This window comes from Arthrobacter sp. Edens01 (assembly GCF_001307035.1).
In the GTDB taxonomy this organism is placed as follows: Bacteria; Actinomycetota; Actinomycetes; order Actinomycetales; family Micrococcaceae; genus Arthrobacter_B.
The window spans coordinates 475,290-487,751 of the sequence record NZ_LKIU01000005.1 but is presented as its reverse complement, the minus strand read 5'-3'; the positions used below and the strand labels follow the sequence as shown (position 1 = coordinate 487,751).

12 protein-coding genes are annotated in these 12,462 nt (G+C 64.6%); 1 reads left to right on the top strand and 11 read right to left on the bottom strand.

The features are described 5' to 3' along the window. Positions 1-109: 109 nt before the first annotated feature. The 5 genes from AO716_RS08390 to AO716_RS08370 form a co-directional block, all read right to left on the bottom strand. Positions 110-883 (bottom strand): hypothetical protein, encoded by a 774-nt coding sequence (locus AO716_RS08390; protein ID WP_152969919.1) that lies wholly within the window; start codon positions 881-883, stop codon positions 110-112. A gap of 123 nt (positions 884-1,006) precedes the next feature. Beyond that, positions 1,007-2,329, bottom strand: coding sequence for a coiled-coil domain-containing protein (locus AO716_RS08385; protein ID WP_152969918.1), 1,323 nt, complete (start codon positions 2,327-2,329; stop codon positions 1,007-1,009). 90 nt (positions 2,330-2,419) lie between these two features. Continuing rightward, positions 2,420-2,965 (bottom strand): regulatory protein RecX, encoded by a 546-nt coding sequence (locus tag AO716_RS08380; RefSeq protein ID WP_055242044.1) that lies wholly within the window; start codon positions 2,963-2,965, stop codon positions 2,420-2,422. A gap of 38 nt (positions 2,966-3,003) precedes the next feature. Then, the gene (recA, locus tag AO716_RS08375) at positions 3,004-4,053 is read right to left on the bottom strand and encodes a recombinase RecA (protein ID WP_055240464.1); all 1,050 of its coding nucleotides are present in this window, start codon (positions 4,051-4,053) and stop codon (positions 3,004-3,006) included. A gap of 211 nt (positions 4,054-4,264) precedes the next feature. Further along, the gene (locus tag AO716_RS08370) at positions 4,265-4,489 is read right to left on the bottom strand and encodes a DUF3046 domain-containing protein (RefSeq protein WP_055240463.1); all 225 of its coding nucleotides are present in this window, start codon (positions 4,487-4,489) and stop codon (positions 4,265-4,267) included. 102 nt (positions 4,490-4,591) lie between these two features. Between AO716_RS08370 and AO716_RS08365 the strand changes: the two genes are divergently transcribed. Continuing rightward, entirely contained in the window at positions 4,592-5,074 is a 483-nt protein-coding gene (locus AO716_RS08365) for a MarR family winged helix-turn-helix transcriptional regulator (protein ID WP_055240462.1), read from the top strand. Positions 5,075-5,168: 94 nt separating this feature from the next. Here AO716_RS08365 and AO716_RS08360 read toward each other — a convergent pair whose 3' ends face one another. The 6 genes from AO716_RS08360 to dapA form a co-directional block, all read right to left on the bottom strand. Continuing rightward, positions 5,169-5,594 carry a helix-turn-helix domain-containing protein gene (locus tag AO716_RS08360; protein WP_055240461.1) on the bottom strand — a complete coding sequence of 142 codons (426 nt, stop codon included), beginning with the start codon at positions 5,592-5,594 and terminating at the stop codon, positions 5,169-5,171. Between the two features lie 165 nt (positions 5,595-5,759). Beyond that, positions 5,760-6,233: a CinA family protein gene (locus AO716_RS08355; RefSeq protein ID WP_055240460.1), complete on the bottom strand. Its 474-nt coding sequence runs from the start codon at positions 6,231-6,233 to the stop codon at positions 5,760-5,762. After that, complete coding sequence (gene pgsA, locus AO716_RS08350; protein WP_055240459.1) at positions 6,230-6,829, bottom strand: CDP-diacylglycerol--glycerol-3-phosphate 3-phosphatidyltransferase; 600 nt, start codon at positions 6,827-6,829, stop codon at positions 6,230-6,232. Before pgsA ends, AO716_RS08355 begins: the two co-directional genes overlap by 4 nt. A 19-nt stretch (positions 6,830-6,848) precedes the next feature. Then, positions 6,849-9,701, bottom strand: a complete 2,853-nt coding sequence (locus AO716_RS08345; protein WP_082413591.1) for an FtsK/SpoIIIE family DNA translocase — start codon at positions 9,699-9,701, stop codon at positions 6,849-6,851. A 111-nt stretch (positions 9,702-9,812) separates the two neighbouring features. Continuing rightward, entirely contained in the window at positions 9,813-11,504 is a 1,692-nt protein-coding gene (locus AO716_RS08340) for a ribonuclease J (protein ID WP_055240457.1), read from the bottom strand. Between the two features lie 6 nt (positions 11,505-11,510). Further along, positions 11,511-12,431: a 4-hydroxy-tetrahydrodipicolinate synthase gene (gene dapA, locus AO716_RS08335; protein ID WP_055240456.1), complete on the bottom strand. Its 921-nt coding sequence runs from the start codon at positions 12,429-12,431 to the stop codon at positions 11,511-11,513. Positions 12,432-12,462 lie beyond the last annotated feature (31 nt).

The following is a 12,462-nucleotide window of genomic DNA, read 5'->3' as shown; positions in this document are numbered from 1 at the left end:
ACAAGGGTACGTCCCCGCGCAACCGGCTCCCCAATCCGGCCGGGAGGACAAAAAGAAGGCCTTCCCGGTGTGGAAAGGCCTTCTTCGGTCTCCTCGGCGGAGGAAGGGACTAGTACCAGTTGTTGGCGTAGTGGAAGTTCAGCGCCGAGCAGGGGCTGCCATAGCGGGATTCGATGTAGGTCAGTCCCCAGTCGATCTGGGTACGGTAGCTGGTCTGCCAGTCACCGCCGGCCGTGGCCAGCTTGATACCCGGAAGCGCCTGCGGAATACCGTAGGCACCAGAGCTTGCGTTGGTTGCGCTGGTCAGCCACTCCGATTCCTTGTTCCAAAGTGTGTCCAGGCAGGTCATCTGCGAGGCATCCCAGCCGTGGGATCCCAGTACGGACGATGCGTAGGCTTTCGCCCCGGCCGGGTCATCCACGGGTACAGACGCGGCGGCGATCCGGGCGGCTTCCTCAGCGGCTGCCCGCTCGGCAGCCTGGGCCTGTTCGGCTGCAGCTGATGCGGCGGCTTCCTCGGCCTGGCGGGCGGCAGCTGCCTGCGCTGCCTCCTCGGCGGCAACGACGTCGGCGGCAGCGGCGTCAGCGGCGTCAGCGGCAGCGGCGTCCTGCTTAGCCTCTTCCTCGCCGCCCTCGGCTGCGGGGGTGCTCTCCGGGGCAGGAGAAGCGTCACTTTCGGCGCTGTCAGGAACGGCAGACGGTGTTGGCTCTGATGCGCGGTCCTCGGCAAACAGCGGAAGGGCTATGCTGGCCAGCTGAATGCCGGCGGTGGCGCGGAGATCCTCGTCCCCTGCAGCAGCACCGGCCGTACCCAGGACAACCAGACCGCCCAGAGCCACTACTGCTGCCCCGGCCTTCATCCGGTCCCGGCGACGCTGGACCACGCGCCGGCGTCTTTGTTCACGACGTCCCTGAGAGTTATTCATAAGACCGGGACTGTACACACAGTTTCTGGGACAGATCGCGAAACGGTAACGGCCGTGTTGCGGAATGGTAACGAACCCGCTTTAATACCAGCCCACGCGCTCGGAGTGTGCCCATGCCCCGCACGGGGTGGAATAACGCCAGCTGATGTAGCTGAGTCCCCAGTGGATCTGGGTACGGTAGTTGGTGCGCCAGTCACTGCCCGAGGCGGCCATTTTGTCGCCGGGAAGGGACTGCGGAATTCCATAGGCTCCGCTGTACGGATTCATGGCGCTGGTCAGCCAGTTTGATTCGCGGTTCCACAGATCAACCAGGCATCGGAACTCGCCGCTGCTCCACCCGTAGCCCGGCATGAGTGACGACGCGTATGCCTGCGCGCCTGCCGGGTCATTGACCGGGGCAGCGGGAGGTGGGGGCGGCGGAGGCTGGGGTGCTGGAACCGGCGCCGGAGCCGGGGGCTGGGGCGCCGCTACAGGCGGGTTCGATGGCGCCGGCGCAGGCGCGGGAGCCGGAGCAACGGGCTTCTCCGGCACTGCGGGGCTTGTGGGACGTGTGGGATTAATCACTGTCCCGGCTTCCCGCGGCGGAGTTTTCCCGGCTTCCTTGCCTGCCTGCTCCGCCTGCTGGCGGACAGACTCTTCAAGCCGGGCCGCCTGCAGCCTGCTCATCTCTGCTTCGGCAGTGGTATTGCGCAGCTCGGCCAGCTGGGCAGCCAGAACGGCGGTGCGTTCCTCCTGCTCGCGAACGGCTTTCTCGGCCGCTGCCGTCGCAGCTTCCGCGTCCCGGTACTGTGCCTCGGCGGATTCGGCCAGCTTCTCCCTTGCCTCGCGGGCTGACTGTTCAGTCTCTTCCAGGGACTCGGCCGTCTGCTCTGCCGCTGCGGCTTCTTCGAAAAGACGCGAAGTCCTTTCGGTGACGAGGGACAGCGTGCTGAGCCGGTCGAAGTGCGCGGCACCTTCGTCGGCGTCAAGAATAAACAGGACGGTGCTGTCCATTCCGCCGGTTTTGTAGGTCTGGGCAGCCAGGGCACCGACCTGGCTGCGCAGTTCGGATGCACGCGCCGAAGCGGCGCTGCGCCGGGCAGCGAGATCGGCCAGCCTCGCGTCGCTGGCTACCAGCTCTGACCGAAGGCTCTCATAATGGCTCGACGCAGTGACTGCGGCGTTGCCCAGGCTTCCGGCTTCGGCGTGGAGCCGGTCCAGATGCCCCTCAAGCTCGCGAACCTGTTCTTCGGTAGCGGCGGTGTCTGCCCTCGCTGCGGCGACCTCGTCCCACGTCGGGTACTCCCCCGCCGCCGCCGGAGTGGCACCGACAAGCAGGGCCGCTGCCATCAGACACGACACCGCTGCCGCGGTCAGGGCAGGCGCAGCTGCGGTCAGGGCAGGACGGCGCAACTCTGGCCCCAATAACCTCACGGTAAACATAGTGATGACAGCATACGGCACGCTTTGCGCGCGTGTGCCGGACGTATGTGCGCGGGCCAAGCCTGCTCTGGCCTACAACTCGCCGCTTTCCTGCGCGGCGAGAATGTCGTTCACCACAGAGAATCCCAAACCCGGCGAATAACCCTTGCGGGCAAGCATTGAAACCAGCCGGCGCACCTGCTTATCCCTCTCCTTGGGATCCTGCGGCACGGCGGCCCGGCTGAGCTTACGTTCGACCAGGGCCCTGGCGGCCTCAGCCTCATCGTCTGAGCTGATCTGTTCAAGTGCATCCTCAGCCAGTTCCGGGTCGATCCCCTTCTCCGACAGCTCGCGCCGAATGGCGGAGCGTGCCAGGGAACGGGTCTGGGACCTGCTTCGAACCCACATGCGGGCAAACTCTGAGTCGTCTATGAGCTGGACCTCTTCGAACCGGTCCAGCACAGCTTCGGCGACTTCTTCCGGGACATCCCTCTCGGCCAGTTTGTCGGCAAGCTGCTTCCGGCTCTTGGCGGAACTGGTCAGCTGGCGGAGAACGATCGCCCTGGCAACTGAGTAGGGATCTGCCTCAGGAGTTGAATCGGCCGGTGAACCGGGAGTGGGCCCTTTCTGGCTGTCCACTCCCGGCTTGCGTCGGCGGTGCTGCTGCATTGCGGGGACTAGGCTCCGGGTGCTGCTGCTTTGGCCTTGTCGTCGGCAACCTGCTCTTCGGGCTGTGCATCAACACCGAGTTTCACGCGCAGGCGCCGTTCGATCTCATCTGCCAGCTCCGGGTTATCCCGCAGGAACCGCCGGGAATTTTCCTTGCCCTGGCCAAGCTGATCCCCGTCGTAGGTGAACCAGGCACCCGACTTCTTGACGATTCCGTGCTCCACGCCCATGTCGATCAGGCCGCCTTCACGGGAAATACCCTGGCCGTAAATGATGTCGAACTCAGCCTGCTTGAAGGGCGGGGCCATCTTGTTCTTGACGATCTTGGCGCGGGTGCGGTTACCAACCGGGTTGGTACCTTCCTTGAGCGTCTCGATCCGGCGTACGTCGATGCGTACGGAGGCGTAGAACTTGAGCGCCTTGCCACCGGTGGTGGTTTCAGGGCTGCCGAAGAACACACCGATCTTCTCGCGGAGCTGGTTGATGAAGATCGCGGTGGTTTTTGTCTGGCTCAGGCGGCCGGTGATCTTTCGCAGCGCCTGGCTCATGAGGCGTGCCTGCAGGCCGACGTGGCTGTCGCCCATTTCGCCTTCGATTTCGGCACGGGGCACCAGTGCGGCAACGGAGTCGATAACGACGATGTCCAGAGAGCCGGAACCGACCAGCATGTCCATGATTTCCAGGGCCTGCTCACCGGTGTCCGGCTGGGAAACCAGCAGGGCGTCTGTGTCCACGCCCAGCTTCTTGGCGTACTCGGGGTCCAGCGCGTGCTCGGCGTCGATGAACGCGGCGATGCCGCCGTTCTTCTGCGCGTTGGCTACGGCGTGAAGCGCCACGGTGGTCTTACCCGAGGACTCGGGACCGTAGATCTCTACGACACGGCCGCGGGGCAGTCCGCCAATGCCCAGCGCGATATCAAGCGCAATGGAGCTGGTGGAGATTGTTTCGATTGGGGCGCGGGTCTCGTCGCCCAGCCGCATGATCGAACCCTTGCCGAACTGCTTGTCGATCTGGGCCAGTGCTGCTTCGAGTGCTTTGGCGCGGTCTGGAGCGGCCATTCTTCACCTCTGTTGTTGTGGCTGTTGCTGATGTTCCCGGCCCGTGGGCCTGCTGTCGGTTGCTCACTGAAAACCGTATGCGACGGCACTGACATTGCCGTGGCTGGCAGGTGCCGGTGTGGACAGCCGGAGCGGGGCGGACCAGTGGCGTGCCCCTGTGTAGGAGCATATCGGGATCCGAACAGATATTCGAATAGATCCTCCCGCGTGTCTAGACCTGCTTGGGCTTGATGTCCCGTCCAAGACGGCGGTCCTGCGGCACTTCCTGCATGTCGCACACCGCCAGCCAAACGCGTTTTGGCTCGGTTCCCCTCTCCAGGGCCTGCTGCGCCGTCATGCCGCCGAGACCGGTCAGAACGAGGTCCCCGGCCAGCACTCGTGAATAGGCTGGGCCGAATTCGTCGTCCATAAGCCGCCAGAAATCGCTGATACGCATCAATTAATCCTCTCACGCCGTGCGGCCGCCCGGGCCCGGGCTTCCCGGCAGGCAGCGGAGTGCTCGGCTGCTATGGGACGGGCGCCAACTAGAATAGGGTGCATGACCGAAAAGCCGCCGGCAATACAGTCCGCTCCGAGCAGGGCAGTCGAGACCCTTGAACAGGAGCTCAGTGTCCTGTGGCGCCGCGCCCGTGCTGTCTCGCACCGGGTCGCCAAGGCAGTACATCCGGATCTTGAGCCGGCAGCCTACGGCCTGCTGGTGCTGCTGCAGAGGCGGGGCCCGCTGCGGCTGACTGATGTTGCCGCAGCGATAGGCGTCGGCAAACCATCCGTGAGCCGGCAGATCGTGATGCTCGAGTCCCTGGGGCTGGTCCGCAAGCAGGCGGACCCTGAGGACGGCAGGGCACAGACGATCAGTTTGACTGACTCCGGCAGTGAGCAGCTGATGAAGGCCCAGCGCGCCCGCGAGAAGCACTTCCGCGCCCTCCTTTCTTCCTGGGATGAGGAGGAACTGCAGACGCTTGGCGTGCTGCTTCACAAGCTCAACGCCTCCGAGGTGCCCGGCACCGTGCCCTCTTCCTGACAATCGATTCCCGCAGGACAAACGAAAAGACCCCGCCGGGAGGCAGGGTCTTTCGGTATGTCTTGGGACGGGCAGCAGAAGCTGCCCGAGGTTGTTACGGTGTGCGGGCCAGGTCCCGAGCCAGGTCCTCCGGGAAATCACGGGCAAATTCGCGCGAGAATTCCGTTGGAACCGTATCGGGAATGGAAACGCCTTCGGCGCTGGCCACACGGTCACTGACCTCACGAAGCATCAGGGACAGAGGTACATCGAGAGCACTGCAGATTGAAGACAGGAGTTCAGAAGAAGCTTCCTTCTGGCCCCGTTCAACTTCGCTCAGGTAACCGAGCGAGACCCGGGCACTGTGCGACACCTCACGCAGGGTACGGCCCTGGCGCTGACGGACGTCGCGGAGTACATCACCAATCTCGTGGCGTAGAACTACCATTTTGCGCTCCTTAGGCTCCCGGTGTGCATCTTCCGCCAACCCTACATCCCGCCAGCGAATGACGCCGTTCACGGACACGGGTTGCTTCACCATGTGTATGTCCTGCTCCCTTTATCGATCCGTCCGCGGTAGAAACCGCGGAATGTCTACGATCCTAAACCGGAAACCTTGGTGGTTCCTGATACTAACAACTGACGTGCTTCCGGATTTGTTCCCGGGTACAGATGGGGCATTGCGGCGCCGGATACCTGCCGGAGTCTACGCGGCGCCCAGCTCCTGAGCCAACTGTTCGAGCGCAGCAGAGCATGCCTGGCTGCGGATCGAAGAACGGTCCCCGGCAAAGAGGTACTCGCGGGACCGTGTTCCTGAGGGGCCCGAGATGCCAATGAAGACCGTTCCCACGGGCTTGCCGTCATGCGGTTCCGGTCCTGCGGCGCCGGTGGTGGAGACTCCGATGTCCGCGCCGAGAAGGGCGCGCACGCCGGCCGCCATTTCCTCGGCAACCCGGGCATCCACCGATCCGGCTTCCGCAAGCAGGTTCCGGTCGACGGACAGCACTGCCGCCTTGACCGAGTTCTGGTAGGCGACAACACCGCCCTGCAGGACTGCCGAAGCGCCCGCAACGGAACCGAGCTCAGCTGCCACCATCCCGGCTGTCAGCGACTCCGCTGCAGCGATCCGGCTTCCGGCGGCAACCGCTGCTGCGATCACCTGCGCGGCGGCGGCCGTCATGCCCCGGTCTTCCCCCGTGCGCCGGCACGCAGCTTGGCCGCCTGCACAACGTAGTCGATTCCGGTCACGACGGTGACGATCACGGCGGCTGCCATGACGGCCGCGCTGATCCACCAGGCCCAGTCCCCCAGCCACGTGGTGAGCGGCAGCAGGAACAGGAAGATGGCAAAGGTCTGGATCACGGTCTTGAGCTTGCCGCCCCGGGAGGCCGCCATGACGCCGTAGCGGATGACTACGAACCGCATCACGGTGATGCCGATTTCCCGCACGAGGATCAGGATGGTGACCCACCACCACAGCTCGCCGAGGACCGAGAGCATCACCAGCGCCGAACCGATCAGCAGCTTGTCCGCGATGGGATCGGCGATCTTTCCGAAGTCCGTGATGAGGCCGCGGCTTCGGGCAAGATCGCCGTCCAGCTTGTCCGTGTAGATGGCAACGGCGAAGGTTGCCACCGCCAGCCAGCGGAAGAGGCCGTCCCTGCCGTCGTCGGCCACAAGGAACCAGATAAACAGGGGAACCATGACGATGCGGATGACCGTCAGGACGTTGGCGATGTTGAGGGTGGGTACCCGTTCGGTTCCAGAATTGCTCACGGAACCAGCCTAACCGGATTCACCGGCCGGTGAGGTTCCATGCGTCCTCTGAACCTTCGCCGTCCTCGCCCGATTCCTCAGCGCCGTCGTAATACTCCGTGGCCTGCGGCCGCGATTCAAGGTCCTGGGCCACCAGGTCCACTGGTCCGTCGGTCTCGAAACCGTGGTTGACGTTGGCGTTCTCCGCCAGGGCAGCGGTCTCGGCGGCATCCGGACCGCCCAGCGGTTCGCCGCCCTGGATAGCAGCCAGGGTGGCAGCGAGGTCGTCCGGCTTCACCAGCACGTCGCGGGCCTTTGAGCCCTCGGACGGGCCGACGACTCCGCGTGATTCGAGCAGGTCCATCAGGCGCCCGGCCTTGGCGAAGCCGACGCGCAGCTTGCGCTGGAGCATGGACGTTGACCCGAACTGCGTGGTCACGACCAGTTCGGTGGCCTGCAGCAGCACGTCGAGGTCGTCTCCAATGTCGTCGTCGATCTGCTTCTTCGGCGCAGTAACGGTGACGTCCTCGCGGTAGGTTGCCTGCAGCTGGGACTTCACGTGTTCAACTACGCGGTGGATCTCGGATTCAGTGACCCATGCGCCCTGCACACGGATCGGCTTGTTGGACCCCATGGGCAGGAACAGGGCGTCACCCTGTCCCAGGAGCTTCTCTGCACCGGGCTGGTCCAGAACCACCCTCGAGTCGGTGACGGAGGATGTCGCGAAGGCCATCCGGGACGGCACGTTGGCCTTGATCAGGCCGGTGACGACGTCCACCGAGGGACGCTGGGTGGCGAGGACCAGGTGGATGCCGGCGGCACGGGCCAGCTGGGTGATGCGCACGATCGAGTCTTCGACGTCCCGCGGGGCGACCATCATCAGGTCGGCGAGCTCGTCCACGATTACCAGCAGGTAGGGGTAGGGCTTCAGCACGCGCTTCGAGCCGGCCGGCGGCACAACCTTGCCGTTGCGGACAGCCTTGTTGAAGTCGTCGATGTGCTTGTACCCGAAGTTCGCGAGGTCGTCGTAGCGGGTGTCCATTTCCCGGACCACCCACTGCAGGGCTTCGGCGGCCTTCTTCGGGTTGGTGATGATCGGGGTAATCAGGTGCGGCACGCCTTCATAGGCGGTCAGTTCCACGCGCTTGGGGTCCACCATCACCATGCGGACCTCGTCCGGGGTGGAGCGCATCAGGATCGACGTAATCATCGAGTTCACGAAGGATGACTTGCCTGCACCGGTGGCGCCGGCAACCAGGAGGTGCGGCATCTTGGCCAGGTTGGCGACGACGAATCCGCCTTCAACATCCTTGCCGACGCCCATGACCATCGGGTGCTCGGTCTTGCGGGCAGCGTTTGACCGCAGCACATCGCCCAGGACCACAACTTCCTTGTCCGCGTTGGGAATCTCGATGCCGATGGCGGACTTGCCCGGGATGGGCGAGAGGATGCGTACGTCAGAGCTGGCGACAGCGTAGGAAATGTTCTTGGACAGCGCCGTCACGCGCTCAACCTTGGTGCCTTCGCCGAGTTCGATCTCGTAGCGGGTAACCGTCGGTCCGCGGGAGAAGCCGGTGACCTTGGCGTCCACGTTGAACTGCTCGAGGGTGCGGGTCAGGGCCGCGACGACGGCGTCGTTGGCTTCCGAGCGTTCCTTGGCGGGCGGGCCGGAGGGCAGGAAATCCGAGGGCGGCAGCGTGTAGGTGACGTCCCCGGAGAGCTGCAGCTGCTCGGTGCGCTGGGGAATGGGGGTCGACGGCGGCACGTGGGCCACCGGACGGGACGGCACCGGAGGAACGGGCGGGGCTGCCACGAGCGAGGCAGCCGCCTCCGGGACCAGGGAAATGGCTTCAGTGGGAGGCTCGGTGTCCTCGAGTCCCTGCTGGCGGCGCAGCTTCTGGGTGGCCAGCTCGGACTTCGTGGGCCGGCGCACGCCCGGCGGAACGGCCGGCTCGGCAGCGGCTTCCGCTTCCTTGCGTTCCTCTTCGTCCCGCAGCAGGGCTGCTTCGAACGCTTCGTCGCCGGCGTAGCCGTCGCTGTGCTCCGGTTCCGCTTCCTTTCGGCCCCGGCCGAAGCGGCGTTCCTTCTTGGGTTTGGCGGCCCGGTCGGACTCATAGAGGTAGCTCTGGTCGTGGGCCTCGGGATCGTCCTGCGCCAGGTCCTGGCCCATGAGGTGTTCGTAGAGGGCGCGCAGCCGCAGCGGAATGTGCCGGAAGGGCGTGGCCGTGACGATGAGGATCGAGATGAAGACCAGCAGGGAAAGCAGGATGATGACCGGCCACTGGGTAATGGCTGTTGAGAGCGGGCCGGCTACCAGGAATCCGACGATTCCCCCGGATACCCACAGCCGGTCGAAACCGTCGGACAGGGCCGGTGCCCCGCCAATGATGTGGGTGATGCCGGCACCGGAGCACAGCATGATGGTCAGTCCGATGCTGATCCGGCCGTTGGCGCGGTGCCGCTCCGGATAGCGGAAGAGGCGCACGGAGGCCGTCAGGAGCATAAAGGGAAGAACCACGGCCATCCAGCCAAAGGTACCGGCGGCGGCTGCGTGGATGATGTCCGCCACCGGACCGCGCAGGGCCCACCATTCGACGGTGGCGACGAGCAGTGCGGTGAGGATCAGGAAAAAGCCGGTTCCGTCGCGGCGGATTTCCCGGTCCGGAACGACGTCGGTGCCCAGCTTGCGGACGCCGGCACCAACAATGCGCGCAATGCCCATCCAGGCGCTCTGGACCACCCGCAGCGGAAGCGGGAGTGTCTCTTCGGGCTGGGCCTTGGCGGCGGAAGGGCGGCTGGAGGACTTCCCGCGCTGCGCAGACTTCCCGCTGCTGCGGGCTGGAGTCCGGCTGGAGGAACTGCCGCGTGCGGCAGGGGAAGTACGAGTCGCCATACCTGCCACGCTACCGGACGGCGGGGACAAACCGCCGAATATACGCGCCTTGAGGGCGCTCTTCCTTCCCCGGATTCACTGAGGAATACGGGGAAGGAAGGCGCCGGCTGCCTACGCTTCGAGGACTACCGGAACGATCATCGGCCGGCGGCGCAGCCTGCGGTTGACCCAGGTTCCCACCACGCGGCGGACAACCTGCTGCAGCTGGTAGGCCGTGTGGTCACGGTTGGACGTCACAGCCTCTTCCAGGGCCTTGCTGATCTTGGGCTTGATCTCGTCGAATACTGCATCGTCTTCGGCGAAGCCGCGGGCGTGGATCTCCGGACCGGACACGATGGTGCCGGTGCTCCGGTTCACCACGGTGATGACGGAGATGAAGCCTTCCTCGCCCAGGATCCTGCGGTCCTTGAGGTCGGTGTCAGTGATTTCGCCGACGCTGGAGCCGTCTACGTAGACGAAGCCGCACTCGATGGCGCCGACAACCTTCGCTTTGCCGTCCACCAGGTCAACCACGGTGCCGTCGTCGGCCAGGATGATGTTCTGCTCCGGGACGCCGGTCTGGACTGCCAGCTTGCCGTTGGCAATCAGGTGCCGGGTCTCGCCGTGCACCGGCATCGCGTTCTTCGGCTTGAGGATGTTGTACGTGTAGAGCAGCTCGCCGGCCGAGGCGTGGCCGGAAACGTGGATCTTGGCGGTGCCCTTGTGCACCACGTCCGCGCCGAGCTTCATCAGGCCGTTGATCACGCGGAACACGGCGTTCTCGTTCCCCGGGATCAGCGAAGATGCCAGGATGACGGTGTCACCCTTGCCGATGCTGATCCGGTGGTCGCCGTTGGCCATGCGGGACAGGGCTGCCATTGGCTCGCCCTGCGAACCGGTGGACATGAGGACCAGCTTGTGGTCCGGCATGTTGTCCACGTTTTTCAGGTCCACCAGGATGCCCTCGGGGACGTGCAGGTAACCCAGCTTTTCCGCGATGGCCATGTTGCGGACCATGGAGCGCCCCACGAAGCAGACCTTGCGCCCGTGGGCTGCAGCGGCGTCGAGCACCTGCTGCACCCGGTGGATGTGGGAGGAGAAGGACGCGACGATGATGCGCTTCTTGACCTTGCCGAAGAGCTCTTCGAGCACCGGCCCAATCGCGCCTTCCGGGGAGGTGAAGCCCGGAACGTCCGCGTTGGTGGAGTCGGCCATGTACAGGTCCACGCCTTCTTCGCCCAGGCGGGCGAAGGCGCGCAGATCAGTGATGCGTCCGTCCAGCGGCAGCTGGTCCATCTTGAAGTCGCCGGTGTGCAGCACATTGCCTGCGCGGGTGCGGATGAAGACTGCCAGGGCATCCGGGATGGAGTGGTTGACGGCCACGAATTCGCATTCGAACGGGCCGAACTGCTCAACCTGTCCTTCCTTCACCGTGAGGGTGAACGGCTTGATGCGGTGTTCCTGCAGCTTCGCCTCGATCAGTGCCAGCGTCAGCTGCGAACCGATCAGCGGAATGTCCTTCTTCAGGCGCAGCAGGTAGGGAACCGCGCCGATGTGGTCCTCGTGGCCGTGGGTGAGCACAACGCCCACGACGTCGTCCAGCCGGTCCTCGATGTAGGAGAAGTCCGGCAGGATCAGGTCGACGCCGGGCTGTGTCTCTTCCGGGAAGAGCACGCCGCAGTCAACGATGAGCAGTTTGCCGTCGATCTCGAAGACGGCCATGTTGCGGCCGATTTCTCCGAGTCCTCCCAGCGGAACAATTCGTAGGGTTCCGTCTTTGAGGCGGGGAGGGGTTTGCAGAGCGTTGCCCGCAGTTTCAATCATGTTTTATTACGCCTTGTCCTGGGAAAAGTCCCATCCTGCTTCGGCCAGGTCCGCCAGGACAGCTTCCATTTCAATGGCATCGGGAGCCACCAGCGGCAGGCGTACTGCGGCGTCGGGAATCACTCCCTGCATCTTCAGGATCTGCTTGGCGGAAATGGCACCTGGTATGTGTGTCATTACGGCTCGCACTACCGGATCCAGTTCAAAGTGGATCCTGCGGGCCTTGTCGAAATCTCCTGCGGCGGCCGCGTCCACGAGGGCACGGAACGCACCGGTGGCAACGTGGGCGCTGACGCTCACTACGCCGACCGCTCCGGCCACCATCCACGGCAGCGTCAGTCCGTCGTCGCCGGCGTAGACATCCAGGCTCGTGTTGGCCAGGACCCGGGTCACGGCGGCAAAATCGGCCTTGGCATCCTTGAGAGCCAGGACCTTGGGGTTCTCCGCGAGACGGAACATCGTCTCAGTGGCGATGGGAATCCCGGCGCGGCCCGGGATGTCGTAAATCATGATGGGCAGATCCGTGGCCTGGGAAACGGCATCGAAGTGCGCAATCACGCCTGCCTGCGTCGGCTTGTTGTAATACGGCGTCACGACCAGCTGGCCGTCGGCTCCGGCGCGCTCGGCGCGGCGTGCCATCTCCACGGAGTGTGAGGTGTGGTTGGTGCCGGTTCCGGCGATGACCTTCGCGCGGCCGCCGACCGTCTGGGCTACAACCCGGAAAAGGTCTTCCTTTTCGCTGTCCTCCAGGGTGGAGGTTTCACCGGTGGTACCTGAGATAACCAGACCGTCGCAGCCGTCCTCGACCAGCTTGTTGGCAAGGAACGCAGTGGCGTCAAAGTCAACTTCACCGTCGGCGGTGAAAGGGGTAACCATGGCGGTCACCAGGGTTCCAAACGGACGGGAACGAATATCAGAGTCTGCCATGGGTAAAACGTTACCTGTTGGAGCAGTGAAT